This is a genomic window from Pseudorhizobium tarimense (genome assembly GCF_022968135.1).
Taxonomy (GTDB): domain Bacteria; phylum Pseudomonadota; class Alphaproteobacteria; order Rhizobiales; family Rhizobiaceae; genus Neorhizobium; species Neorhizobium tarimense.
Genome location: NZ_JALJRA010000007.1, coordinates 167864 through 192522, shown reverse-complemented (window position 1 = coordinate 192522; position 24659 = coordinate 167864). Strand labels below are relative to the sequence as shown.

Sequence of the window (24659 nt, the reverse complement as noted above, 5' to 3'; positions counted from 1 at the left end):
AGAGCACTACCCTCCCCGGCTGTTTCGCTTAATGCCCCGCCACTGCCTTCGGCGCGTGCTCCTTGTCGTGCAGGCCGAAGCGGTCGACCATGCTGGCGCTTGCCTCGTTAAGGCCGCGCAGGTCGACCTCCACTCCGTGACGACGGAACTTCAGCACCACGTCGTCGATGGCGCCGACGGCGGAGATGTCCCAGAGATGGGCTTCGCTGACGTCGATCGTCACCCGCTTCAACGGCTCGCCGAAATCGAAGGCCTTGATGAAGCTTTCGGTGGAGGCAAAGAAGATCTCGCCATCGACGTGATAGGTGCGAGCCGTCCCGTCAGCGCTTGCCTCGGAGCGGACGTGGAAGAGGCGCGAGACCTTGCCGGCGAAGAAGACGCCGGATAGCAGCACGCCGACCAGCACACCCTTTGCCAAATCGTGGGTGGCAACGACGGTGACGACGGTCGCCAGCATGACGATCGAGGACGGCAGCGGATTGCGGCGCAGATCCGTGATCGAGCGCCATGAGAAGGTGTTAATCGAGACCATGATCATCACCGCTACGAGTGCCGCCATCGGAATGATGCGGACGATATCATCCAGCACCAGGATCAGGAACAGCAGGAAAGCCCCGGCGACAAAGGTCGAGAGACGACCGCGGCCGCCCGAAGAGACGTTGATCACAGACTGGCCGATCATGGCGCAACCGCCCATACCGCCGATCAGGCCGGAGGCAATGTTGCTGACGCCCTGGCCGATGCATTCCTGACTCTTGTTGCTGTTGGTATCGGTCATGTCGTCGACAATCTTCGCCGTCAGCAGCGACTCCAGGAGGCCCACGGCGGCGAGTGCAATCGAATAGGGGAAGATGATCTGCAGGGTTTCCCAGGTAAGCGGCAGGTCAGGCAAGGCGAAGACCGGCAGCGTCGAGGGCAGCTCGCCGAGATCGCCGACAGTGCGGATTTCCATCCCTGAATAGAGGTAGATGAGCGTCAGCACGGTGATCGCGACCAGCGGCGACGGGATGGCTGTCGTTACCTGCGGTAGGAGATAGATGATCGCAAGTCCGGCAGCAATCATCCAGTATGTCTCGACCGGCACATTGATGAGCTCCGGCAACTGCGCCATGAAGATCAGGATCGCCAACGCATTGACGAAGCCAGTCATCACCGACTTGGAGACAAAGCGCATGACCCGGCCAAGCTTGGCAAAGCCGGCGAGGATCTGCAGGAGCCCCATCAGGAGGGTTGCGGCGAAGAGATATTGAAGGCCGTGGTCACGCACCAGCGTGACCATCAGCACGGCGGTCGCTGCCGTGGCGGCCGAAATCATGCCGGGACGACCGCCGACGAAAGCGGAGACGCAGGCAATCGCGAAGGAGGCAAAAAGTCCGACCTTCGGATCAACGCCGGCGATGACCGAAAAGCCAATCGCTTCTGGAATGAGGGCAAGTGCCACGACGATACCGGAAAGGACGTCGCCGCGGATATTGGAGAACCATTCGCGTTTGTAGTGGGTAAAACCATTCATCTTGGAGCAAATATCGCAAAGTGAAGCATCGACCGGAGAGAAAATCTGGCCTTGGTGAAGATGATGCTTTGCGTTGTCCGGCGGATCGGCGGCCGGAAGAGCCACCCGGGAGTCTCACCCGAGTCCTTGTGATGGAGGCTCTATAGCGGCAGGAGTGCTGCAGTGCAACTTGACGGTTGTCATGTTGCCCAAGAAGAAGGCCCGGTTGGCTGAACCGGGCTTTCTGTGAAAGCTTAGTCGAGCACCTGGATGACGGTGCGGGTCTGCGGGTCGATCAGCACGCGGCGCTGGTTGACGACTGTATAGGCATAGTCGTTATAGCCGTCGACGGTGTGGATTTCGACGGTGTTTGGCAGTGCAGTGCCGACGACGACGTCGCCCTGATAGGTGACGGACGGCACGGTCTGCTCCATGACATAGGTGCGGACTTCGCCCGGCACGACAAGCGTGGATCCCGTTACGACCGGAGGCTGCTCCTGCACGATAATCGTGCTTTGCGCCAAGGCAGCGCCGGACATCATCACGAATGCCGCGGATGCGGCGAGCAGCTGGATGCGCATGTTCTTTCTCCTGTTCATCTGCGGGCAGACAATCCGGAAGCAAGAAGAAGGTTCCGAAGTCGCTCGAGAACGGCCGAAGCGAAGACGGCGACCCAAAGGCCGCCGTCTATTAAGTCCGAGAAGGATCAGTCCTTCTTCTGCGGCGGGATAACCCGAAGCGCCAGCTCGCGCAGCTGCGTCGGGCTTGCTTCCGAAGGCGCACCCATCAGCAGATCCTGGGCCTGCTGGTTCATCGGGAAGAGCGTTACTTCGCGCAGGTTCTTGGCACCGACGAGCAGCATGATGATGCGGTCGACGCCGAAGGCGCAGCCGCCATGGGGAGGCGCACCGTACTGGAAGGCGCGGTACATGCCACCGAAGCGCTCTTCGACGTCGGCGCGCGACAGGCCGGCAATCTCGAAGGCCTTGACCATGGTTTCTGGCGACTGGTTACGGATGGAGCCGGACGCGATCTCGAAACCGTTGCAGACGGCGTCGTACTGGAAGGCCTTGATCGTTAGCGGATCTTCGCCGTTCAGCGCATCCATGCCACCCTGCGGCATCGAGAAGGGGTTGTGCGAGAAGTCGACCTTCTTTTCTTCCTCGTTCCATTCGTAGAATGGGAAGTCGACGATCCAGCAGAGCTCGAAGCGGTCGCGGTCGACGAGGTTCAGCTCCTCACCGGCCTTGGTGCGGGCTTCGCCTGCGAACTTGTAGAACTTCGACGGTTCGCCGGCGACGAAGAAGCAGGCGTCACCCTCATCGAGGCCGAGTTGGGTTCGGATGGCTTCGGTGCGCTCCTCGCCGATGTTCTTGGCAAGCGGCCCGGCGCCCTCCAGCTTCTCGCCTTCCTTGCGCCAGAAGATGTAGCCGAGGCCGGGCTGGCCGGTCGACTGCGCCCAAGCGTTCATGCGGTCGCAGAAGGCGCGCGATCCACCGGTCTTGGCCGGGATAGCCCAGACCTCGACATTCGGGTTGGAGGCGATCATGTTGGCGAAGACCTTGAAGCCGGAGCCGGCGAAATGGTCGGTGACGGCCTCCATGACGATCGGGTTGCGCAGGTCCGGCTTGTCGGAGCCGTATTTGCGGATTGCGACATCGTAGGGGATGCGCGGCCATTCCTTGGTGACCGGCTTACCGTCGGCGAACTGCTCAAAGACGCGGGTCATCATCGGCTCCATCGTCTCCCAGACGTCTTCCTGGGTGACGAAGCTCATTTCCACGTCGAGCTGGTAGAACTCGCCGGGCAGACGGTCGGCGCGCGGATCTTCATCGCGGAAGCACGGCGCGATCTGAAAGTAGCGGTCGAAGCCTGCCACCATCAGGAGCTGCTTGTACTGCTGCGGCGCCTGCGGCAGGGCGAAGAACTTGCCCTGATGAATGCGCGAGGGCACCAGGAAGTCACGGGCACCTTCCGGCGAGGAGGCCGTCAGAATCGGGGTCGAATATTCGGCAAAGCCTGCCTCGCCCATGCCGGTGCGCATGGCGGAGATGATCTGGGTACGCTTGACGATGTTCCGGTGCAGCGTTTCGCGGCGAAGGTCGAGGAAGCGGTACTTCAGACGCACGTCTTCTGGATAGTCGGGCTCGCCGAAGACCGGCAGCGGCAGTTCCTTGGCGGCAGAGAGGACTTCGATCTCCTGAGCGTAGAGCTCCACCTCACCCGTCGGCATGTTCTTGTTGACGGTGTCCTCGGTGCGAGCCTTGACGAGGCCATCGACGCGGATCACCCATTCGCCGCGGACCATTTCAGCCGTCTTGAAGGCCGGGCTATCGGGATCGGCCACAACCTGGGTGATGCCGTAGTGGTCGCGCAGGTCGATGAACAGCACGCCGCCATGGTCGCGCACGCGATGCACCCAACCGGAGAGACGAACGGTGGAGCCGACATCGGACTTCCTGAGGGCGGCACAGGTGTGGCTGCGGTAACGGTGCATTATCGGTATCCCGGACTGGTGCGAAGCTGAGAAAAGCGGCATGCGAAGCACTGCCGGTCAGCTGACAAGAAAATCGGCGCGAAAAGCGCATGACGGGCCTGTTTTGTCAAGGCGCAACCGGCTTTCGTGCCCAGGTGATGTCGCACGATCGGCGGGCGCGGAAGGCTCCGCTCGCATTCCGTTGCTCCGCCCTCCCTCCGTTGTCGTACCGCCAGACATGGACGGCACCGGGGAACCTGTCCAGCGACGGGCCGTTTCAGTCGGTCATTCGCAGCGAGGTAGACAATGTCTCAGAAAAGCAAATCGATGCCCATCATTGGCGCGATCGTCGTCATCATCATCGGGTTGGCTCTGGCCTACTGGATCACGCGCGGGACGGACACGGCTCCCACCACCCCGCCGGACCGGACCAACACCGAAGAAACGCTTCCGGCCCAGCCGGCAGACCCGTCACCATCGCCGGTGCAGCAGCAGTCGCAGTGACGCGCGGGAACCCGGCTTTAGGCCAACAAAAAAGGCCGGGGCGACATCGCTCCGACCTTCCTCATCGTCGTTTTCTTACCCCCGCCAGTACATCCGTGGTCAAAAGTCGAAAATCGACGGCGGCGATTGCGAGCGGAGAATTCATTTCAGCGCTCATCAGCAATGCCGACAGATGATCCATTAGCAATGGATTGTGTTCGAAAAGAGTCGATCTGCAGCCCGTTAACCATCCCTATTCAGATGCGGTTAATTTGAGCGACCTACTTTAGATCCCGTTAACCGATGGAGGATCTGCCGATGCCGCTTCAGGGCCCAGTATTCATACTCGCTCTTGCGATCTTCCTCGCCGGCGCTCCCCTGCTTGCAAAGCACGCCGATGCGGATCGGAGCAACCATGCCTACCTTACCGCAGCGAGCTTCTAAACCCTTCTTCCTTCTCTTCCATATTGCGCTGAGCGCGCTCGCGCCTGCGGCTTTCCCGACTTCCGGTACCGCCGACGCCCAGGTCGTTTCGGGCGAGGAGCATTGCGTCGTGAACATCAGGGCAGACGATGTTTTGAACGTGCGGCGACAGCCGAGCGCCAAAGCGAGCATCGCCAGCAGGCTGCGGCACAATGACTGCGGCGTGATCGTGACCGGCGCGTGTCATGGCGACTGGTGCCCGGTGGAAGCACGGCACGACACCGGATGGGTTCACAGCCGGTATATTTCCATGGTTTCGCCATCGCTTTATTGCGTTACCGGCGTCTCTTCGAATGACCGGCTGAACCTTCGGCGCTGGCCTTCGCCGCAGTCGCAGGTGGTGACTACCCTCCCCCCTAACCAGTGCGACATCGCCTTTCTGCCCTATGCCACCGACGGCTGGCAGAAGGTCCGGGTCGAGGGCTGGGAAGGATGGGTCGACCGGCGGTTCGTCAGCGGCCAGTAACGTGACCACTACCCTTCGCTGATTTTGGCAAGACAGCGGCGGCGCTACTGGCTTATGATTGCGCGGTCCTGCGCGAGCGTCTGCGAGTCGCAGCCCTCCGGAAGTTCCGCATGAGCCATATCCGTCCGCTCATTCCCCTGCTTGCCACTGCCGGCATCCTGATCGGCGGCAACGGACTGCAAGGTACGTTCATTGCCCTTCGGGGATCGCATGAAGGCTTTTCCCCTGCCCTGATCGGCATGATCGGCGCCGGCTACAGCGTCGGCTTCGCCATCGGCTGCATCTATGTCACCAGGCTGCTGCGCCAGATCGGGCACATCCGGACCTTCTCCGCCATGGCGGCGATCGCTGCATCCTGTTCTCTATCCATGTCGCTGATCATCGACCCGCTCTTCTGGCTCCTGATGCGCTTCCTGATCGGGATCGCGGTCGCCAGCCTGTTTGCAACCGTCGAAAGCTGGATCAACGCCAAGGTCACGAACGCCAACCGCGCGCGGACGCTGTCGATCTACCGCCTGGTCGACCTCGGGTCGGTGACGGCGGCGCAGTACGTCATTCCGGTTGCCGGGATCGAGGGGAGCGTGATCTTCAGCATGATCGCGATCGCCATGACGCTGTCTCTCGTGCCGATCTCGCTTGCCGACCGCTCCAGCCCCTCCCCGCCCGATGCGATCCGCTTTGACCTTCTGGCGGTGTGGCGGATTTCGCCGCTGGCGGTCGTCGGCGTCACATGCGTAGGCCTTGCCATGGCGGCCTTCCGCAACATCGGGCCGATCTACGGCGAAGCAATCGGCATGAGCATCACCTCGATCGCGACGTTCATGAGCGCCGGCATCATCGGCGGTGTGGTGCTGCAATATCCGCTCGGCATCTATTCCGACCGGCTGGACCGTCGAAAGGTGATCCTCTGGACGACGATCGGCTCCATCATCACGGGCGCCTATCTTTCCTTCGGCGCCGGAACGAGCGAGATGGCCAATATCATCGGCGTCTTCCTGTTCGGCGCCTTCTCGATGCCGCTCTATTCGCTCTGTTCGGCGCACGGCAACGATCACGCGCGGGATGGCGAGCATGCGCTGATGTCTGCCGGCCTGCTGTTCTACTGGTCCATGGGCGCAACCGTTGGGCCGTTGCTCGCGGCCTTGATGCTGCAGTTCATCGGGGCGGACGTCTTCTTCGTCTACACATCCTTCGTCTTTGCCGGATTTGCCATCTACACGCTGCGGCGGATGGCGACCCGTCCGCCGGTGCCGCCGGAAGAGCGTCCGCGTCGCTTCCGTGCACTGCTTCGCACTTCCGCCTATTTCAACAAGCTTGCCGCGCCCTCGGGTAAGGAAGATCGGCGCTGATCGGCCCGGTTGTATTGACATATGCGAGCGGAAGGAGAAGGAAGGCCGATCTTTTGACGAATTGACGCGACGGACTGATGATCGAAACCACTGCCGCCCTTAAGGACGCCTGCCGGGCGCTTGCCCAATCCGACTTCATCACCATCGATACAGAGTTTCTGAGAGAAACGACGTTCTGGCCGCAGCTCTGCCTGATCCAGATGGCGAGCCCGACGATGGAAGTGCTGGTCGACCCGCTCGCCAAGGGTCTGGATCTTGCGCCCTTCTTTGAGTTGATGGCCGACACGAAGGTGGTTAAGGTCTTCCATGCGGCGCGCCAGGACATCGAGATCATCCATCACCTTGGCAATCTCGTGCCGCACCCGATCTTCGACACGCAGGTGGCCGCCATGGTCTGTGGCTTCGGCGACAGTGTCTCCTACGACCAGCTGGTGCAGCGGGTAACGGGCACCCAGATCGACAAGTCCTCGCGCTTCACCGACTGGAGCCGGCGGCCGCTTTCCGACAAGCAGCTCGACTATGCGCTGGCCGACGTGACGCATCTGCGCGACGTTTACCAGTTCCTCAAGGCGCAGCTGGAGCGGGAAGGCCGAGCCGGCTGGCTGACGGAGGAGATGGCGATCCTAGAATCGGCCAACACCTACGACATCCACCCGGACGATGCCTGGCTGCGGCTGAAGGCGCGGCTGCGCAAGCCGAGCGAGCTCGCCATCCTGAAGTACGTCGCCGCCTGGCGCGAGCGGGAAGCGCGCAGCCGAAACGTGCCGCGCTCGCGGGTGCTGAAGGACGACGGAATCTACGAGATCGCCCAGCAGCAGCCGAAGGATGCCGAAGCGCTTTCCCGCCTGCGGACCATCCCCAAGGGCTGGGAGCGCTCGGCCTCCGGCACCGCAGTGATCGAGGCTGTCAATGCAGCCCTTGCCCTGCCGAAGTCGGAGATGCCGCATGCGCCGAAGCACGTGCGCTCGCCGGAAGGCACAGGTGCCGCCGTCGAGCTCCTGAAGGTGCTGCTGCGGCTGATCTCCGACAAGGAGGGCGTCGCCGCAAAGGTGATCGCCAACACAGACGACCTGGAAAAGATTGCGGCGGAAGGCGAAACGGCCGAGGTCGCCGCGCTTTCCGGCTGGCGGCGCGAACTCTTCGGCGACACCGCGCTGAAGCTCATCTCCGGCGGCGTGGCCCTTCGCTTCGTCGACAAGAAGGTCGAGGCGGTGGAGCTTTCCTAAAAATCTCTAGGCGGCGGACCTCGCGCGACCATCCTTAGTCAGGCCTGCAACGCCCTCACCTTCAGCCGTGGAGCTTCGCCCCCTTGGTGATCTTGTCAACGAGCTTCTTGTCGGCGCGCAGCGCGATACCGACCACTTTGGCGTCTTCCGGCGAGAACTGTGCGAAGACCTCGCGGTTGGCGGCGTCGTGGCCGGTGGCGAACATTTCCTCGATGTAGAGCGAGGTGGTGATGTCGCGCTCGAGCGCGCGGCAAGATGATGCGCAAGACGTCCTGGTCCGCACTCAGGATCACCATCGGCTGGATCGTCAGGCTGTTGTAGACATGGCCGGCTGCATCCCGGTAAGCTTCGCCGATCACCTCCGGATATTGGGCGACGAGGCCGCTTGTCAGGAAGGCGGTCACGTTCAGCGCCTGCTACTGGGCAAGGTCGTTGCGTAAAACGATGGCGATCTTGGTGTCGAACATGCGGGAAAACTCCATTTGCGGTATCGAGGAGGGCAAGCGCCTAGCAACCGGAGCGGCAGGTGGTCTTGCATGTTCGTGCAAACCGCAGGACGACCGGATCGAGCTGTCAGCGCCCTGGCGCGGCATCGAGCGGATCGCGGCGCGCTTCCACGGCAACGGCTTCTCGCCGCACCGGCACGATACCTATGCGCTGGGGATCACCGTTTCGGGCGTGCAGGCCTTCCGGTATCGGACGAAGTGCATGACGGCGCCGCCGGGACGGCGGACCGGCTCGTCTACCGGATGCTTTATTTGCCGCCGGATCTGATCGGTGCCGCGTGCGGGCGCGAGGGGAAGTCCCTGCCCTTCGTGGCCGACCCCGTGGTGAGCGATCCGTCGTTGCGGCAGGCGCTGGCGGAGCTGCTAGAGGATCTGGCGCAGGCGCCGCAGGATCTCCTTCTGGACGACGCGCTGATGCGGATCGCCGCCGGGCTGCAGCGGCATGGGGCGCTTTCCACCACGCCGGTTGGCGTGCTGGCACAGCGGGCTGTCGCACGCTCGAAGGACTATCTCGATGCGCATGCCACGGATGACGTGTCCTCAGCGGATCTGGAGGATGTGGCAGGGCTCAACCGGTACGAACTGGCGCGACAGTTCCGCCGCCTGCTGGGCACGAGCCCGCACCGTTATCTCGTGATGCGACGGCTCGACCGGGCACGGCGCGAGATGGCCGGTGGCGCGAGCCTTGCGGAGTCCGCGGCCGCTTCCGGCTTCTCGGACCAGGCGCATTTCACCCGCCACTTCAAGAAGACCTACGGGATGACGCCCGGGCACTGGATGGCGCTCAGCCGCGTCGCCTGACGATCACAGCAACCTTCATCAAAGCGTCAACCAGCCATCAAGCACCCGTCATGCATGCGTCCTAGGGAAAGCGTGTTCAACCTTTTTGGGGCTCTCACGATGAGAACACTGCTCGCATCCGTCGCACTCGTTGCCCTTTCGGCAAGCCAGGGTCTGGCGGAAGAAAAAGCCTTTCCCGCCACGCTCGTTTCCCACGCCATCCTGCCGGCAAACATCATCATTGCGGCACCGGAAGACGCGCCGGAACACTTGAAGACCTCCGGCAAGTTCACCACCGCTGACCGCAAGCGGGCCGAGGGCATGGGGACCGTTCCCGGCAAAGACGGCGTACGGACCACCGGCCTCTCGCTCCCTTTCGACGGCCAGCCGATACAGGGTTTTTCCGGCATTAAGACTATGCCGGACGGCACCTTCTGGAGCCTGTCGGATAACGGCTTCGGTTCCAAGATCAACTCCAGCGATGCGGCGCTGATGCTGCACAACATCCGTTTCGACTGGGAAAGCGGCACCGTCGAGCGGATCAACACCGTCTTCCTCTCGGACCCGGACAAGAAGGCTCCCTTCCCGATCGTGCTTGAAGGCAGCGACAACCGCTATCTGACTGGCGCCGATTTTGACGTGGAATCGATCCAGCCAGTGGCGGATGGTTTTTGGGTGGGCGAGGAATTCGGGCCCTACCTCCTGAAGTTCACCAAGGATGGCAAACTGACAGACGTGATAGCCACCAAGGTGGGTGAGACGGAGGTGAAGTCGCCGGACAATCCTACACTCGTCCTGCCGGCCAACCCGACGGCCGAGATGCCAAGCTTCAACCTGAAGCGCTCCGGTGGCTACGAGGGTCTGGCGATGTCGGCGGACGGCTCCAAGCTCTACGGCCTGCTCGAAGGCCCACTCTACAAGGATGACGGGACGGTTGAAACCGCCGACGGCATGACGGCGCTGCGCATCGTCGAGTTCGACACGGCCTCCAAGGCCTGGACCGGCCGCTCCTGGCTTTATCCGCTGTCGGAAGGCGGCGAAGCGATCGGCGACTTCAACATGATCGACGATACGACGGCGCTGGTAATCGAGCGCGACAATGGCGCCGGTACGGCAGATCGCGCCTGCGCCGACCCGAAGAAGCCGGAACCAGCCTGCTTTGCCACGCCCGCCAAGCACAAGCGCATCTACAAGATCGAGATGAGCGACGAGAACGTCGACAAGGCCGTGCGTAAGATCGGCTACATCGACCTCATGCAGATCAAGGATCCGAAGGGTGTCGCGCGCCAGGGCGGCGGCGAAGGCTTCTACGACATGCCGTTCGTGACAATCGAGGATGTCGACGTCATCGACACGACGCATATCGTCGTCGGCAACGACAACAACCTCCCCTTCTCTGCCGGCCGTGCGCTGGACAAGGCCGACGATAACGAGTTCGTGCTGCTGGAAGTGGGAGATTTTCTCGCAGCCAAGTGAGGCGTCCGCCGATCTTCTGGATCTTGCCTCTCCCCGCTCGCGGGGAGAGGTGCGCTATTCAAACCTGAAGCCCAGACGCTTGCCGGTCAGCTTGGCGAGCTGCTGGAGGCGGCCGTCGAGGCGCTCACCGGCGAAATCCGCATGCTCGTGCGGCACGACGAATTCCAGGTCGAGATCGGGATCGCTTGCGGGACGGAAGGCCAGGCTGTTGACGATGCCCGGCATGGAAGCAGAAAACAGGTAGAGGACGCGCAGCATGCCGCCGAGAAGCTTTGCCAGATCGACGTAACGCGGCGTCGTGATGGAGGCGAAGCTGCTTGAGGCGCCGTCGTCCTGTAGCCCTTCGAAGCGGTGGTAATTGGCCAGCGCGAGGTAAGCGCGACCAGGATGCGTGATGCCGACCAGCGACGAGTGGGCAATCAGATTGAGCGCCTGGGGGCCGCGGTAATCGGGATGGGCGCGCCAGCTGATGTCGGCCAACAGGCAGGCGGCCTGGCGGTAGCGGCTTTCTTCCTCGCTCTCCTCGATGCCGAAGAGCGGCACCATCCGACCGGTCCAGGCCGCGAGTTCGCGGGCATGTTCGGGCGAGCGAGCGCGCAGGATAGCGAGCTGATCGGCTGCCACCAGCAGCGGGTCGGACGCCTTCTCCTCGTCGGACAGAAGCGAATAAAGGTAGCCTTCGCGCACGCCTTGTGCGGAGAAGGCGATGTGCGACGGCTTCATCGCACGCAGCACCTCCTGCATCGCCACGGCGCCGAACGGAAGCAGCGCACGGCGGTTCTTGGACACAGCCTGCCAGGCGGGATGCTTGGGCTCTTTGCCTTCGATGATCGTATCCAGGAATGCCGAAAGCTCGTCGGCGCCGACCTTGTATCCCTGCATCATGTGCAGCGGATAGTCGGTCATCTCCATGTGCAGCTTGGCTATGTTTCGCCACGTGCCACCCACGGCATAAAAGGTGCGCCCTTCGCCATTCTTTAGGAACTTGGCCTTTGCGACGTGGTCGATCGCCAGCGCGCGCGCTTTCTCCAGCGATTGGCCCGAGGTTTCCGACAGGCGCAGGCCGCCGAGAGGCAGGGTGATGCCGCGGCCGATCTTCTCACCCTTAATATCGATGAGCTCGAGGGAGCCCCCACCGAGATCTCCGGCGATGCCATCCGGCTCATGGAAGCCGCTGATGACGCCATAGGCGGAATAAAGCGCTTCTTCCTCGCCGGTGAGCACCTGCACCTTTCGACCGATGATCTCCTCGGCATCGCGGATGAAGCGGGAGCCGTTGGAGGCTTCGCGTGCGGCGGCGGTAGCGAGAACGAAGATATCGGTGGCGCGCGCCTGGTTGGAAAGCGCCCGGAAGCGCCGCAATGCGCTCAGCGCTCGCTCGACCGCTGCCGAATCCATTCGGCCGGTGGATGCCAAGCCCTTGCCGAGCCCGCAAAGAACCTTCTCGTTGAAAAGCATCGCGGGAGCGCGTGACAGCCCTTCATAGATAACGAGACGGACAGAGTTGGAACCGATGTCGACGACGGAGACAGGGGCGATCCCCGGCAACCGCCCTTGGGCTTCAGATCGAACCATGCATGCCTTTTCTGGCTTATTTCCTGCGCCCGGCCATCAGGCCAGCAATCAGCTTTGGAGCACTTGATTTCAGAGCTTCACCACGACCGGAAAGGCTCGGATTGGTCATGAAATACTGCTGCGCGTTGAAAGGTTCCTCACCCGGACGCACTTCGATGCGCCTGGACGTACCGTCGGGCAATATCTCGTAGCTCTGCTGATTGTCAATCAAGTTGCCGAGCATGATCTGCGACAGGACTTGCTCATGCACAGTCGGGTTTAAAAGCGGCACCAGCGTCTCGACGCGCCGGTCGAGATTGCGTGGCATCATGTCGGCAGAGCCGATGTAGACGAGCGCGTGTTCCGAGGGCAGACCGTAGCCGTTGCCAAAGCAGAAGATCCGGCTGTGCTCAAGAAAACGGCCGACGATGGACCGGACGCGGATATTCTCCGACAGCCCCCTCACCTGTGGCCGCAAGCAGCAGATGCCTCGGACAACCAGATCGATCTCCACGCCGGCCTGGCTTGCCCGGTAGAGCGCATCGATGATCTCGGGATCGACCAGCGAGTTCATCTTCATCCAGATCGCGGCCGGACGCCCCTCGCGGGCGTGCACAATCTCTTCCTCGATGTGACGCAGGATGCGCGGCCGCAGCGTGTAAGGCGAGACAGCGAGCTTCATGCTGTCTTCGGGCTCGCCATAGCCGGTGATGAAGTTGAAGACATTCGCCATGTCGTGGGCGATCTTCGGGTTGCAGGTGAAGAAGGAAAGGTCGGTGTAGATTTTTGCCGTAACGGGGTGATAGTTGCCTGTGCCGAGGTGGCAATAGGTGCGAAGCCTGCCCTCTTCCCGGCGCACCACCATCGACATCTTGGCGTGAGTCTTGAGTTCGATGAAGCCGAAGACGACCTGTACGCCGGCGCGCTCGAGGTCGCGGGCCCAGCGGATGTTGGCCTCCTCGTCGAAACGGGCCTTGAGCTCGACGAGCGCGGTGACGGATTTGCCCATCTCGGCGGCATCGATCAGGGCGCGGACGATCGGACTGTCATTGGAAGTGCGGTAGAGCGTCTGCTTTATCGCCAGAACATCCGGATCACGCGCCGCCTGAAGGAGGAACTGGACCACCACGTCGAAGCTCTCGTACGGATGGTGGACCACCATGTCCTTTTCGCGGATCGCGCCGAAGCAGTCTCCGGCGTGATCGCGAACGCGCTCGGGAAATCGCGCATTATAAGGCTCGAACCGAAGGTCGTCGCGTGGCGCTTTTGCAATCTCCGACAGCGTATTGAGCGCCAGCAGACCTGGGAGAACCGCGACGCGATTATCCGGCACGCCCAGTTCCTGCACCACGAAGTGGCGCAGTTCCGACGGCATTTCGGAATCGGTCTCGATGCGGATGACCTTGCCGCGGCGGCGGCGCTTCAGGGCGGTTTCAAAGAAGCGGACCAAATCTTCGGCCTCTTCCTCGACCTCGATATCGCTGTCGCGGATGAGGCGGAAGGTGCCGGCACCCTTCACCTCGTAACCGGGGAAGAGGCGGTTGGTGAACATACCAACGACATCCTCAAGTGTGATGTAGCGGGTCGTCGGGCCATCGTCGGGAAGGCGGATGAAACGATCGAGTGTTGGCGGCAGGCGAAGCAGACCTGTCATCGGATCGCGACCATGCAGGCTGTGGAGCTGCAGGGCGATCGAGAAGCCCAGATTCGGGATGAAGGGGAATGGGTGCGCCGGGTCAATCGACAGCGGCGTGAGGATCGGGAAAAGATCCTCCTCGAAGGCGTTGGCGAGCCAGGCGCGATCTTCCTGCGACAGCGCTGCCGGGCGCACGATCAGGATATCTTCCTGCGCCAAATATTGCTGCAGCACGGCCAGCGAGGCCTGCTGCTCCATCTGCAGATTGTCGATCTCCTGAAGGATGCTGTCAAGCTGTTCGGCCGGCGTCTTCCCGTCGGGGCTTCGCACGGCAATGCTCTGGCGCACCTGGCCTTCCAGCCCGGCGACGCGCACCATGAAGAACTCATCGAGGTTGGCGGCCGAAATTGACAGGAAGCGGACGCGCTCCAACAGAGGGTGGGCCGTGTTGAGCGTCTCTTCCAGAACGCGGCGGTTGAACTGCAGCCAAGAGAACTCGCGGTTAATGAACCGGTCCGGGCTTGCCATCAGTTCGTCGAAGGAAGGTGCTTCCACCTTGTCCTGTCCGGTCCCGCTCGTCACATCCATTGATCAGCCCCCAATTGCTCTCCGGCAAGTATTACAGATTGGCGACGGAACTATGACAGTCAACCGCCGTCTTCGGCATTGCCGACTTCGTTCAACACTTCCGCAGCCAGATTGCGCGTAATCCCCGTTCCGCGTGCAAGCGCCAGCCGGTCGAGGCGCTCGACGATGGTCTGCGCCGCAGCCAAAGAACGCTCCATGCGCTGAACGATATAGCCGACCAGCTTGTCATCTATGTAAAGCTGGCGGTCGGCGAAGAGCTTGATGATCACCTGGCCGAGTAGATCCTCGTCCGGCTCACCGATCTCGACGACGGTGGCGGCCTTCAGGCGCGACCGCAGATCGGGGAGCGTCACCGGCCAGGACATCGGCCAAAGGCGGGCGGTCATCAGGAGCGTGTGGCCGTTTTCGCGCACGCTGTTGATGACATGGAAGAGTTCGGTCTCGTCAAAGCCCCGGCGATCGGCATCCTCGAAAAGGACAGGCCCCTCGGCGGCAAGTGCCGCGGCACTGGAACCGGTCTTCGGGCAAATGCTCGTTGCTTGGCTGCGCTCTCGCCAGATTGCCGCAAGATGCGACTTTCCCGAACCGACGGGGCCGGCGAGGATGACGACAGGCGCCGGCCACTGGGGCCATTGATCGATGACGCTCACGGCGGCGTCAAGCCGTGCGGAAACCAGAAGATCGTCGCGCCCGCTGGCGCTGGAATAGGGGAAAGCCAGCGGCAGCTGCTCGTGGCGCCGTCGATCGCGCTCTGTGGTGTCGTTCATTCGCTGTCTCGGGAATGCTCCAGCGTTGGGGGCCGCGCCTCCTGCCAGGGGAGTGCCGCCGCGCGACCATAATAGAGGTCGCTCTCAAGATAACGTGACAGGGCGAAGCGAACAAGCACGCCGACGACGGCGGCGGCGGGAACCGCGATCAGCAGGCCGACGAAGCCGAACATCGCGCCGAAGGCAAAGAGCGCGAACATCAACCAGACGGGGTGAAGGCCGATGCGCGAACCCATCAGCTTCGGCTGCAGGATGTTGCCCTCGATAAATTGGCCGGCGAAAAAGACGGCGGCGGTGGCGATGATCCACGTGTAGTCCGGCCAAAACTGAACGACGGCGACACCGACCGAAAGTACCAGCCCGACGAAGGAGCCGACATAGGGAATAAAGCTGATCATGCCCGCGACGAAACCGATCAGCAGGCCGAAGTTCAGGCCTATCAGTGAAAGGCCGATGGCGTAGAAAATCCCGAGGATGAGGCAGATGGAGCCCTGGCCGCGGACAAAGCCGGCAATCACCATGTCCATCTCGCGCGCCAGGCTGCGCACCACGACCGTCTGGTCGCGCGGGATCCAGCTATCGACCTTGGCGACCATCTTGTCCCAGTCGAGCAGGATGTAAAACGCGACGACCGGAGTGACCACGAGTAGGGAAACCACGTCAAGGAGCGTCTTGCCCGAGGCCCAGATCTGCCGGATGAGGCCGCCGATGAAGCCCGCCCCTTCCGACATGACGTCGGAGAAATTCTGCTTCACCGTCTCGATCTGTGCACTCAGCCAGTCCGGCAGGAAGGCCTGCGGGCTCGCGATCAGTTCCTGCAGCTGACTGATATAGGCCGGCAGCGCCAGTGCGAAGTCATTCAGCTGACCGACGATGATCGGGATGACGATCATCAGCGACAGTGCGAAGACAAGGACAAAACAGACGAGAATGACGACAGTCGCCATCATGCGGCTCAACCCGCGCCGCTCGAGCCAGTCGGCGACGGGATCGAGGAAGTAGGCAAGCGCCATACCCGCGACGAACGGCAGGAGGATGGAGCGGAAGGCCCAGAGAAACACGATGAAGACGACAAGAGCGGCCATCCAGAAGAGGATGTGCCGGCGAAGCCTTGCACCGCTGATGTGATATGGCATGCCCGCTTCCCCGAAATCCGCGGCCCCGTGTCCCCTCACCGATAGGCTTTGGCCGCCGGAGCAGTCAAGTGCGGGACCTGACACCATGATAGCCGTGGCAAAGCCCCTGGTGGCGCTTGCATAAAGCGGCAGGCCGTGCAATGGCCCAGCAAGCTTCATGAGCGGAGACAGGCGATGACCGAGACGGGCAAGAACGGCCTCACCTATAGCGATGCTGGCGTCGATATTGATGCTGGAAACCTGATGGTCGAGAAGATCAAGCCAGCCGTCCGCTCGACACGTCGGCCCGGCGCCGACGGCGAGATCGGCGGCTTTGGCGGCCTGTTCGATCTGCGCGCCGCAGGCTTCACCGATCCGGTGCTGGTCGCGGCCAATGACGGCGTTGGCACGAAGCTGAAGATTGCTATCGATGCGGATCGCCATGACACGGTGGGCATCGATCTTGTGGCGATGTGCGTCAACGATCTCGTCGTGCAGGGTGCGGAGCCGCTCTTCTTCCTCGACTATTTCGCCACGGGCAAGCTCGACCCCGACCAGGGTGCATCGATCGTGCAGGGCATTGCCAAAGGTTGCCGCCAGGCAGGCTGTGCTTTGATCGGCGGGGAAACTGCAGAAATGCCGGGCATGTATGCCGGCGGCGACTACGATCTTGCGGGGTTTGCCGTGGGTGCGGCCGAACGCGGGCAGTTGCTGCCGGTCGGCGATCTTGCCGAGGGTGACGCGATCCTCGGCTTGACGTCTTCCGGCGTACATTCCAACGGCTTTTCGCTGGTGCGCAAGATCGTCTCTGTCTCGCGTCTTGGATGGGAGGACGCCGCACCGTTCGCCGAAGGCAAGACGCTGGGGGAAGCGCTGCTGACCCCGACGCGCATCTATGTGAAGCCGCTTCTGAAGGCGATCCGCGAGACCAGTGCTATCAAGGCACTTGCCCATATCACCGGCGGCGGCTTTCCGGAGAACATTCCGCGGGTGCTTCCGAAGAACCTCGGTGCCGAGATCGATCTCGATTCCATCCCTGTCCCCCCCGTCTTCTCCTGGCTGGCGAAAACCGGCGGCGTGGAAGAGAAGGAAATGCTGCGCACCTTCAACTGCGGCATCGGCATGATTGCTGTGGTCGCGGCCGACGACGTTGATCAAGTGACGGCCGTTCTGGCATCCGAGGGCGAAGCCGTGGTTCCGCTCGGTCGGGTCGTCGCGCGTGAAGACGGCGGCGCCGGCACGATTTATAAAGGCACGCTTGCCCTATGAGCCGAGCCGGCATGCAAAGGCCGCGCAAGCGCGTTGTCGTCTTCATTTCCGGCGGCGGCTCCAACATGCTGACGCTGGCGAAGGCTTGCCAAGCAGCCGACTACCCGGCCGAGATTTCTTGCGTGATCTCCGACAAGGCGTCCGCCGGCGGGCTGGCAAAAGCCGAGGCCATGGGCATTCCGACCCGCGTCTTCGAGCGGAAGGGTTATGCGGACAAGGCTGAGCACGAGGCGGCGATCCTTACGGCGCTCGCGGAGATAAAACCGGACATCATCTGTCTGGCGGGCTATATGCGCCTACTCTCAGGCGACTTCATTCGCGCGCATGAGACCCGCATCATCAACATTCATCCTTCCCTGCTACCGCTGTTTCCGGGTCTCCACACCCACCAGCGAGCGATCGATGCGGGCATGAAGATTGCCGGCTGCACCGTGCATTTCGTGACCGAAGGCATGGATGAGGGTCCGATCATCGCGCAGGCGGCTGTTCCCGTACTGGCTGAAGATACGGCGGAGGCTCTGGCTGCGCGGATCCTGACCGTGGAGCACAAGCTCTATCCACTCGCACTGAAACTGGTGGCCGAAGGAGGGGTGCGGATGGAGGGCGGACGGGCTGTTACGACACCGGGCACCTTCGATGGGACGGCTGCGCAGATGCTGCTCTCCGGCGGGCTCTAGACGCTTCTTTGAGCTTCATGCTCCAAGGCTTATCCTGCTTTCGAGGTTTGCCTGAGCGCGACATCCATGACGATCACCGAAAGATTGAAGATGCAACTCTAACCTGAGCTTCTGGCGAAGGTAGAGGTTGGGGAAGACGTCCTGCCGCTCATCGAACGCCACCGCCTGACGGCTTACGACGCGGCCTATCTGGCGCTGGCATGGGGGCCCAAGGTGCCGCTTGCAACGCTTGAGCGAAGATTGGCAGAGGCGGCCAAACCCAAGGGCCTACCGCTGCGGACATAGCTCGCCCGCCGAAGCGCTAGGCCGCCAGCTTGTCTCTATTGAGCGCGGCCCAGTGCAGGAGCATGATCGTCTTGCCATCGCAGATCTCTCCGGTGCCGATCATCGTCAGCGCCTCGTCGAGCGGGATCTCCAGGACCTCGATGTCCTCGTGCTCCTCATCAAGCCCGCCGCCATCCTCGATCTTGTGGCTGACGTCGATCGGCGCATAGAAGAAATGGATGCGCTCGGTCACTGCACCCGGGGACATGAAGCATTCGAAGAGGAAGCGTACATCGCGTACCTCGTAGCCGGTCTCCTCCACTGCCTCGCGGCGGATTGCTTCCTCCGGGTGGTCGCCGTCGAGGAGGCCGGCCGGCATCTCGATCATCCAGCCGGAATGGCCGTTAACATGCGCTGGCATGCGGAATTGCTTTACGAGGACGACGACCTGCCGCTGCGGGTCAAAGAGAAGAATCGTAGCGCCGTTGCCGCGGTCGTAAACCTCTCGCGACAGCCGGTTCGTTTCACCCTTGGAACTGGTGTAGTCGAAGGTCACCTTGCGCAGGTGATACCAGTTGTCCGAGAGCGTCTTGTCCTCGACGATCTCGATTCGTGCATCTTCCAGTTTCGTCATTCCTGATCCTTGCGCAGCCAGACGCGGTTGTCATGGAAGGCGGCGCCACCATAGGGCGCGACGGCATCGGCGCCAGTCAGGACGTTGATCCCCTCCCCGTCCAGATGCGCCCTGTTCGGCCACAGGCCTTCGGCAATCAGAACGCCAGGTTTGGCGCCCGGCACGATCTTCGCGTGCAGGCGGATTTCGCCGCGAAAATTGCCGACCCGGACAATGTCACCGTCAAGGACGCCCAAGGCTGCCGCATCGGAAGGCTCGATCATCACCTCCGGCCGGCCTTCCTTCTGCACCGAACTTGACGTTTCGGCGAAGGTGGAATTGAGGAAGCTGCGCGATGGCGATGTCGCAAGCCGGAAGGGATGGTTAACATCGGCCACCTCGATCACCTCGACATAATCGGGATATTTCGGCAGCCGGACGACCGGGCCCATAGCGCCGAGGCTCTTCGGCGGGCGGTTCGGCGACGGGCCGCTCTCCCAGTCGGGGCTGAAGCGGAACTTCCCATCGGGGTAGCCGAAGCCCTTGAGGTAATGTCCCGTCTCAAAATCCGGCTGCGCATCGATCCAGCGTTCCAGAGCAAGCGTGTCGTAGCCGGGCCAGCCGCTGGCGGCGAGCATGGCGTCGATGTGTTCGCGCTCGTTAAGGCCGAATCCGGGATAGTGCGCGACGCCGAGGCGCTTGGCGAGCTCTTCGATCACGAAGAGGTTGGTGCGCACCGTCTCCGGCGGCTCGACGAGCTTGGGGCCGAGGAGAATGTGGTTCTGCCCGCCTGCGCGGTAGAGATCGTCATGCTCCAGGAACATCGTCGCCGGCAGGACGATGTCGGCCATCTCCGCCGTATCCGTCATGAACTGCTCGTGGACGGCGACGAAAAGGTCGTCGCGCGCAAAGCCCTGCTTCACCAGGCGCTGCTCGGGCGCCACGTTCATCGGATTGGTGTTCTGGATCAGGAGCGCCGTGACCGGGCCACGGTGACGCAGCGCCTCGACATCGCCCGTGAGAACGCGGCCGATCTGCGACTGGTCCAGCATGCGGATGTCGGGATCGGCATAGGCCGTGCCCATCAGCTCCGCCTTGTTCAGCCGGAAGATATCGCCGTTGTTGTGGAAGGCACCGCCGCCTTCGTACTGCCAGGAGCCAAGGACCGTCGCGATCGACAGCGCCGCGTGCATGGACACGGTGCCGTTGCGCTGGCGGGCAAAGCCGTAGCCGAGGCGGAAGAAGGTCTTCTTCGTGGTGCCAACGAGACGGGCGAAGGCTTCAATTTCCTCGACCGAAAGGCCGGTGATGGCGGAAGCCCATTCCGGTGTCCTCGTCCGCAGATGCGCCTCTAGACCGGTGGGATCATCGGCGAACTTCGCCATATAGTCGCGGTCGGCATAGCCGTCGCGGAAGGCGATGTGCATGACGGCGCAGGCGAGTGCCGCATCCGTACCGGGCTTCAGAATCAGACCCATATCGGCCTGCTTCATCGTCGGATTGTCGTAGATGTCGATGACGACGATCGGGGCGCCGCGTTCCTTGCGCGCCTTGACCGCGTGGGTCATCACATTGACTTGGGTCGCAACCGCGTTGGTGCCCCAGATCACGACGCAATCCGATTTCGCCATTTCGCGCGGGTCGGGCCCGCGAAGCGCACCGGTGCCCATCACATAGCCGGTCCAGGCCATGTTGGTGCAGATCGAGCCGAAGAAGCCCGAGTATTTCTTCGCGTGGCGCAGGCGCTCGATGGAATCGCGCTGCACCTGACCCATGGTGCCGGCATAGAAATAGGGCCAGACGGCCTCCGAGCCATGGCTCGTCTCGGCCTGCAAGAATGCTTCCGCAATCTCGTCGAGCGCGTCCTCCCAGGCGATCTCCTGCCAGGCGCCCTCGCCCTTCGCGCCCAGCCTGCGCTTCGGCGTCAACAGGCGCTTCGGATGATAGATCCGCTCGCTATAGCGGGCGACCTTGGCGCAAATGACGCCGGCGGTGTAGGTATTGTCGGCGGAGCCGCGGACGCGGCCGATCCGCCCCTCTGCAGTGAGGTCTACGTCGAGCGCACAGGCAGATGGACAGTCGTGCGGGCAGACCGTGTGGCCGACGCGAGTGACATTCGGAGCGGCTTTCGCCGTGATCGGGGTCGCAAGGTTCATCGCTTTTCTATATGCGAAGGACAAAGCGGCAAAAAGCGCGATTTGCAGCGCATCAATTTTATTCATCCGGGGCAGAAGCACGCATGAACTATCGCCACATCTACCACGCAGGCAATTTTGCTGATGTGCTGAAGCATGCGGTGCTGGCACGCCTCGTCGTCTACATGCAGAAGAAGGACAAGGCATTCCGGGTGCTCGATACGCATGCAGGGATTGGCCTTTATGATCTTTCGCTGGAGGAGGCGCAGAAGACCGGAGAATGGCGCGAGGGCATCGGCCGCCTGCTGGAGGCTGATCTGCCGCCGAAGGCTGCGGAACTGCTTGCGCCTTATCTTTCTGCTATCCGCGAGCTCAACCCGGGCTCCGAAATCAAGTTTTACCCGGGGTCGCCGAAGCTGGCGCGCATGCTGTTTCGGCCGCAAGATCGGCTTTCGGCGATGGAACTGCATCCGGACGACTACAATCGGCTGGCTCGCCTGTTTGAGGGGGATTATCAGGCAAGGGTGACGGAACTCGACGGCTGGCTGGCGCTCGGCGCGCATCTGCCGCCGAAGGAAAAGCGTGGCATCGTACTCGTCGATCCGCCCTTCGAGGCACCGGACGAGTATGAGCGGCTGGTAAAGGGGCTAGCCGGCGCCTATCGCCGCTTTCCCGGCGGCACCTTTTGCCTCTGGTATCCGCTGAAGAAGGGCGCGCCGATTAAGGACTTCCACAAGGCGCTGCAGGATCTCGATATCCCGAAGATGCTCTGTATCGAACTGACGGTGGTGAGCGACCGTGAGACCACGGGGCTCAACGGCTCCGGCCTCGTCGTCGTCAACCCACCCTTCACACTGAAGGACGAGATGCACGTGCTGCTGCCGGCACTGAAGGATGTCATGGCGCAGGACCGGTTCGCTTCACAGCGCGCCTTCTGGCTTCGCGGGGAAGAGCGGGATCAGGATCCTTCCGAGGCCTGATTGGCCCGGAACTGGGTTCGCTCGAAGACGAAGATGACGCCGAGCGCGATCGCGAACGGGATCAGTAGGTAGAAAAGCCGGAAGACCAGGAGGGCGGCGATGACATCGGCCTGATCCATGTCCGGCAGTCCCATGACGAAGACCAGTTCAAGCACCCCGAGGCCGCCGGGCGCGTGAGAGATCAGCGCTGCAGAAAACGAAGCGAGGAAGATCCCGAGGACGACGATGAAACCGGGATTTCCGGCTTCGGGCAGCGCGAAATAGATGATACCGGCTGCGCCGATCAGTTCCAGAGGGCCGATAACCAGTTGCGAGAGGACGACGCGCGGCGTCGGATAGGTCAGCTGGGTAGAGCCGATGGTGATCGGCCGCAGGCGCAGGAAACTCGCCGCCACGTAGAGAGCGATAAGCGCGAGGATCGTATAGCCGGTCGCAGACGAGACGTCGAGTGGAAAGCCCTCACCGAAGCGCTCGGTGATGTGCGGCTTCAACACCAGGACCAGCCCTGCCAGCAGCAGAGTTCCAAGCACGAAGGTGAAGGAGCAGATCGCAATGAGAGCGCCGATTTCCCTGCCGCTCAAACCTCTTGAGGAATACGCCCGGTAGCGCACAACGCCGCCGGAAATCACGGAAGCTCCGACATTGTGCGACAGGGCATAGGTGGTGAACGACGTGACGGTAATGAACCAGAGATCGATGCTGCGCCCGATATGCATAAGAGCGATACGGTCGTAGCCCGCAAGTGCAGCATAAGCCACGAGCGTCGAGAGTCCTGCTAGGACCCAATGCTGGGGGGCAATCGCAGTCAGGCTGTCCCAGACGTCATCAAGAGATAGGCCACGCAATTCCTTGTAGAGAAGCCAGGCGCAAACGGCTATCGTCGCGGCGCCGATCACCGGCCAGATATATTTATTCAGGGTCATCCAGACTTGCCGATCTCTGCTCCTCCGAGGCATATCAGCAGCCGCAGGGCAGTTACTGACTCGCCTACATTGGAGGCATTGGTTTGACGGATCAACCTTTTCGGGCCGTTTTTGCGGCACTCTTGCTTGCCGCCGTCATGTTTTCTCCGGCCGCTGCGCAGGCGCCCGACTTTGATTTCTACGTACTGTCGCTGTCCTGGTCGCCCACCTATTGTGCAAGCGAAGAAGGACGCAGGAGCCGCCAACAATGCGGCGGGGGTGCGGACCACTCGTTCGTCGTGCACGGCCTGTGGCCGCAACACGAACGCGGCTACCCCCAGTTCTGCCCGAGCCGTGAGCCGCAGCGCGTGCCGCAGGCGCTCGGCGAGACAATGTTCGACATCATGCCGTCAATGGGGTTGATCGGCCACGAATGGCGCAAGCATGGCAGTTGCAGCGGGCTCAGCCAGCGGGATTATCTTGCGAAGACGCGCGAGGCGTTCGAGCAGGTGCGCATACCGCGCGCTTTGGCCAACGGCGAACGAAGCCTCTCCCTTTCTACAGACAAAATTGAAGAGATGTTCGTGAGCGCTAATCCGGGCATGACGCGACAGGGTATCGCGGCCAGCTGCGACGGTCGGCGGCTCGAAGAGGTTCGCATCTGCCTGACCAGGGACCTTCAGTTCCGCGACTGCGCCGAAGTCGACCGCGGCGGCTGCCGGCTTGAGCGCGTCGAGCTGCCGCCGGTCAACTAGAACAACACCACCTAAGGACACCCCCTGATGAAGCTACTTTACTCCCCCGCCTCCCCCTACGCCGCCAAGGTGCGCATGGCTGCCCGACAAGCCGGCATCGATCTTGCGACAGAGAAGGTCGAGACGGCGAAGAACCCGCCGGAACTCATGGACAACAACCCGCTCGGCAAGATCCCGACGCTGATCCGCGAGGGCGAGCCGCCGATCTACGACAGTGTCGCCATCATGCATTATCTCGACCGGCTGTCTGGCGGGCTGCTTTACCCAAAGAAGGATCCAAAGCGCACGGACGCGGAGGTGCTGGAAGCACTTTGCGACGGGATGATGGACAGCCTGTTGGCGATCATGAACGAGAAGCGCAGCCGAACGGAAGACAGGATCCACCAGCCGTGGATCGACAAGCAGTGGGAGAAGGTCAGCCGTGGCCTCGACCACCTTGATGCCCACCTGCCGAAGACGGGCAAGAAGCTTCATGGCGGCCATTTCGCGCTCGCAGCCCTCCTGAGCTATTTGGACCTTCGCTTCGACGACCGGAACTGGCGCGCCGGCCGATCGGAATTGGCGGGCTGGCCGGAGACGTTCCTGAAGCGATTTCCGGACTATGCCGAATTGAAGGCAAGCGCCTGAAACGGAAAGTGCCGGCGGCCAAGGCCACCGGCATTTTCTT

General features: G+C 62.2%; 21 protein-coding genes, 2 pseudogenes and 1 other annotated feature. Of the genes and pseudogenes, 12 read left to right on the top strand and 11 right to left on the bottom strand.

Going from position 1 to position 24659, the window contains the following annotated elements:
* Positions 1-28 precede the first annotated feature (28 nt).
* From MUU54_RS10390 to aspS, 3 genes are all read right to left on the bottom strand, one after another.
* On the bottom strand, positions 29-1513 hold the full coding sequence (locus tag MUU54_RS10390; protein WP_247243945.1) for a SulP family inorganic anion transporter: 1485 nt from the start codon (positions 1511-1513) through the stop codon (positions 29-31).
* A gap of 71 nt (positions 1514-1584) precedes the next feature.
* Positions 1585-1642 (bottom strand) — a sequence feature (sul1 is cis-regulatory element that is thought to sense ions involved in sulfur or methionine metabolism; They are found in Alphaproteobacteria).
* Between the two features lie 104 nt (positions 1643-1746).
* On the bottom strand, positions 1747-2073 hold the full coding sequence (locus MUU54_RS10385; RefSeq protein ID WP_247243944.1) for a DUF1236 domain-containing protein: 327 nt from the start codon (positions 2071-2073) through the stop codon (positions 1747-1749).
* A gap of 125 nt (positions 2074-2198) precedes the next feature.
* Positions 2199-3989: an aspartate--tRNA ligase gene (aspS, locus tag MUU54_RS10380; protein WP_247243943.1), complete on the bottom strand. Its 1791-nt coding sequence runs from the start codon at positions 3987-3989 to the stop codon at positions 2199-2201.
* A gap of 285 nt (positions 3990-4274) precedes the next feature.
* Between aspS and MUU54_RS10375 the strand changes: the two genes are divergently transcribed.
* The 4 genes from MUU54_RS10375 (at position 4275) to rnd (ending at position 7975) form a co-directional block, all read left to right on the top strand.
* A complete protein-coding gene (locus tag MUU54_RS10375) occupies positions 4275-4472 on the top strand; it encodes a hypothetical protein (RefSeq protein WP_247243942.1) in 198 nt (65 codons plus the stop codon).
* Between the two features lie 394 nt (positions 4473-4866).
* On the top strand, positions 4867-5400 hold the full coding sequence (locus MUU54_RS10370; RefSeq protein ID WP_247243941.1) for an SH3 domain-containing protein: 534 nt from the start codon (positions 4867-4869) through the stop codon (positions 5398-5400).
* A gap of 110 nt (positions 5401-5510) precedes the next feature.
* On the top strand, positions 5511-6749 hold the full coding sequence (locus MUU54_RS10365) for an MFS transporter (RefSeq protein WP_247243940.1): 1239 nt from the start codon (positions 5511-5513) through the stop codon (positions 6747-6749).
* Positions 6750-6826: 77 nt separating this feature from the next.
* Positions 6827-7975, top strand: a complete 1149-nt coding sequence (rnd, locus tag MUU54_RS10360) for a ribonuclease D (RefSeq protein WP_247243939.1) — start codon at positions 6827-6829, stop codon at positions 7973-7975.
* A gap of 61 nt (positions 7976-8036) precedes the next feature.
* Here the strand turns inward: rnd and MUU54_RS10355 are convergent.
* Positions 8037-8385: pseudogene (locus MUU54_RS10355) on the bottom strand (DUF2000 family protein).
* 34 nt (positions 8386-8419) lie between these two features.
* Between MUU54_RS10355 and MUU54_RS10350 the strand changes: the two are divergent.
* The 3 genes and pseudogenes from MUU54_RS10350 to MUU54_RS10340 form a co-directional block, all read left to right on the top strand.
* A pseudogene (locus tag MUU54_RS10350) lies at positions 8420-8844 on the top strand (AraC family ligand binding domain-containing protein); the annotation flags it as partial.
* Between the two features lie 51 nt (positions 8845-8895).
* Positions 8896-9282: a helix-turn-helix transcriptional regulator gene (locus MUU54_RS10345; RefSeq protein WP_247244018.1), complete on the top strand. Its 387-nt coding sequence runs from the start codon at positions 8896-8898 to the stop codon at positions 9280-9282.
* 99 nt (positions 9283-9381) lie between these two features.
* Entirely contained in the window at positions 9382-10737 is a 1356-nt protein-coding gene (locus tag MUU54_RS10340; protein ID WP_247243938.1) for an esterase-like activity of phytase family protein, read from the top strand.
* Positions 10738-10791: 54 nt separating this feature from the next.
* On the opposite strand, the gene ppx is transcribed toward MUU54_RS10340, so the two are convergent.
* From ppx to MUU54_RS10320, 4 genes are read right to left on the bottom strand one after another with little or no spacing between them, the layout of a single operon-like run.
* Complete coding sequence (gene ppx / locus MUU54_RS10335) at positions 10792-12312, bottom strand: exopolyphosphatase (protein WP_247243937.1); 1521 nt, start codon at positions 12310-12312, stop codon at positions 10792-10794.
* 16 nt (positions 12313-12328) lie between these two features.
* Positions 12329-14515 carry an RNA degradosome polyphosphate kinase gene (locus tag MUU54_RS10330; RefSeq protein WP_247243936.1) on the bottom strand — a complete coding sequence of 729 codons (2187 nt, stop codon included), beginning with the start codon at positions 14513-14515 and terminating at the stop codon, positions 12329-12331.
* A 59-nt stretch (positions 14516-14574) separates the two neighbouring features.
* The gene (hdaA, locus tag MUU54_RS10325) at positions 14575-15282 is read right to left on the bottom strand and encodes a DnaA regulatory inactivator HdaA (RefSeq protein ID WP_247243935.1); all 708 of its coding nucleotides are present in this window, start codon (positions 15280-15282) and stop codon (positions 14575-14577) included.
* Positions 15279-16418: an AI-2E family transporter gene (locus MUU54_RS10320; protein WP_247243934.1), complete on the bottom strand. Its 1140-nt coding sequence runs from the start codon at positions 16416-16418 to the stop codon at positions 15279-15281. Before MUU54_RS10320 ends, hdaA begins: the two co-directional genes overlap by 4 nt.
* Positions 16419-16592: 174 nt before the next feature.
* On the opposite strand from MUU54_RS10320, the gene purM reads away from it, so the two are divergent.
* Entirely contained in the window at positions 16593-17666 is a 1074-nt protein-coding gene (gene purM / locus MUU54_RS10315; protein WP_247243933.1) for a phosphoribosylformylglycinamidine cyclo-ligase, read from the top strand.
* A gap of 11 nt (positions 17667-17677) precedes the next feature.
* The gene (gene purN, locus MUU54_RS10310) at positions 17678-18343 is read left to right on the top strand and encodes a phosphoribosylglycinamide formyltransferase (RefSeq protein ID WP_247243932.1); all 666 of its coding nucleotides are present in this window, start codon (positions 17678-17680) and stop codon (positions 18341-18343) included.
* Between the two features lie 301 nt (positions 18344-18644).
* On the opposite strand, the gene MUU54_RS10305 is transcribed toward purN, so the two are convergent.
* Both MUU54_RS10305 and MUU54_RS10300 read right to left on the bottom strand, forming a co-directional pair.
* Entirely contained in the window at positions 18645-19241 is a 597-nt protein-coding gene (locus MUU54_RS10305) for an NUDIX domain-containing protein (RefSeq protein ID WP_247243931.1), read from the bottom strand.
* Positions 19238-21376 (bottom strand): molybdopterin-containing oxidoreductase family protein, encoded by a 2139-nt coding sequence (locus MUU54_RS10300; RefSeq protein ID WP_247243930.1) that lies wholly within the window; start codon positions 21374-21376, stop codon positions 19238-19240. Before MUU54_RS10300 ends, MUU54_RS10305 begins: the two co-directional genes overlap by 4 nt.
* A gap of 83 nt (positions 21377-21459) precedes the next feature.
* Between MUU54_RS10300 and MUU54_RS10295 the strand changes: the two genes are divergently transcribed.
* Positions 21460-22335, top strand: coding sequence for a 23S rRNA (adenine(2030)-N(6))-methyltransferase RlmJ (locus tag MUU54_RS10295; RefSeq protein WP_247243929.1), 876 nt, complete (start codon positions 21460-21462; stop codon positions 22333-22335).
* On the opposite strand, the gene MUU54_RS10290 is transcribed toward MUU54_RS10295, so the two are convergent.
* Positions 22314-23258 carry a lysylphosphatidylglycerol synthase domain-containing protein gene (locus MUU54_RS10290; protein ID WP_247243928.1) on the bottom strand — a complete coding sequence of 315 codons (945 nt, stop codon included), beginning with the start codon at positions 23256-23258 and terminating at the stop codon, positions 22314-22316. The genes MUU54_RS10295 and MUU54_RS10290 overlap by 22 nt on opposite strands.
* Before the next feature lie 137 nt (positions 23259-23395).
* On the opposite strand from MUU54_RS10290, the gene MUU54_RS10285 reads away from it, so the two are divergent.
* Both MUU54_RS10285 and MUU54_RS10280 read left to right on the top strand, forming a co-directional pair.
* Complete coding sequence (locus MUU54_RS10285; protein WP_247244017.1) at positions 23396-23992, top strand: ribonuclease T2 family protein; 597 nt, start codon at positions 23396-23398, stop codon at positions 23990-23992.
* Between the two features lie 27 nt (positions 23993-24019).
* Positions 24020-24619 carry a glutathione S-transferase gene (locus MUU54_RS10280; RefSeq protein ID WP_247243927.1) on the top strand — a complete coding sequence of 200 codons (600 nt, stop codon included), beginning with the start codon at positions 24020-24022 and terminating at the stop codon, positions 24617-24619.
* Positions 24620-24659: the final 40 nt, after the last annotated feature.

Coding starts and splice junctions, on each gene's coding strand:
- MUU54_RS10390 (WP_247243945.1), bottom strand. CDS start 1,513: ATGAATGGTTTTACCCACTACAAACGCGAATGGTTCTCCAATATCCGC.
- MUU54_RS10385 (WP_247243944.1), bottom strand. CDS start 2,073: ATGCGCATCCAGCTGCTCGCCGCATCCGCGGCATTCGTGATGATGTCC.
- aspS (WP_247243943.1), bottom strand. CDS start 3,989: ATGCACCGTTACCGCAGCCACACCTGTGCCGCCCTCAGGAAGTCCGAT.
- MUU54_RS10375 (WP_247243942.1), top strand. CDS start 4,275: ATGTCTCAGAAAAGCAAATCGATGCCCATCATTGGCGCGATCGTCGTC.
- MUU54_RS10370 (WP_247243941.1), top strand. CDS start 4,867: ATGCCTACCTTACCGCAGCGAGCTTCTAAACCCTTCTTCCTTCTCTTC.
- MUU54_RS10365 (WP_247243940.1), top strand. CDS start 5,511: ATGAGCCATATCCGTCCGCTCATTCCCCTGCTTGCCACTGCCGGCATC.
- rnd (WP_247243939.1), top strand. CDS start 6,827: ATGATCGAAACCACTGCCGCCCTTAAGGACGCCTGCCGGGCGCTTGCC.
- MUU54_RS10345 (WP_247244018.1), top strand. CDS start 8,896: ATGCGGATCGCCGCCGGGCTGCAGCGGCATGGGGCGCTTTCCACCACG.
- MUU54_RS10340 (WP_247243938.1), top strand. CDS start 9,382: ATGAGAACACTGCTCGCATCCGTCGCACTCGTTGCCCTTTCGGCAAGC.
- ppx (WP_247243937.1), bottom strand. CDS start 12,312: ATGGTTCGATCTGAAGCCCAAGGGCGGTTGCCGGGGATCGCCCCTGTC.
- MUU54_RS10330 (WP_247243936.1), bottom strand. CDS start 14,515: ATGGATGTGACGAGCGGGACCGGACAGGACAAGGTGGAAGCACCTTCC.
- hdaA (WP_247243935.1), bottom strand. CDS start 15,282: ATGAACGACACCACAGAGCGCGATCGACGGCGCCACGAGCAGCTGCCG.
- MUU54_RS10320 (WP_247243934.1), bottom strand. CDS start 16,418: ATGCCATATCACATCAGCGGTGCAAGGCTTCGCCGGCACATCCTCTTC.
- purM (WP_247243933.1), top strand. CDS start 16,593: ATGACCGAGACGGGCAAGAACGGCCTCACCTATAGCGATGCTGGCGTC.
- purN (WP_247243932.1), top strand. CDS start 17,678: ATGCAAAGGCCGCGCAAGCGCGTTGTCGTCTTCATTTCCGGCGGCGGC.
- MUU54_RS10305 (WP_247243931.1), bottom strand. CDS start 19,241: ATGACGAAACTGGAAGATGCACGAATCGAGATCGTCGAGGACAAGACG.
- MUU54_RS10300 (WP_247243930.1), bottom strand. CDS start 21,376: ATGAACCTTGCGACCCCGATCACGGCGAAAGCCGCTCCGAATGTCACT.
- MUU54_RS10295 (WP_247243929.1), top strand. CDS start 21,460: ATGAACTATCGCCACATCTACCACGCAGGCAATTTTGCTGATGTGCTG.
- MUU54_RS10290 (WP_247243928.1), bottom strand. CDS start 23,258: ATGACCCTGAATAAATATATCTGGCCGGTGATCGGCGCCGCGACGATA.
- MUU54_RS10285 (WP_247244017.1), top strand. CDS start 23,396: ATGTTTTCTCCGGCCGCTGCGCAGGCGCCCGACTTTGATTTCTACGTA.
- MUU54_RS10280 (WP_247243927.1), top strand. CDS start 24,020: ATGAAGCTACTTTACTCCCCCGCCTCCCCCTACGCCGCCAAGGTGCGC.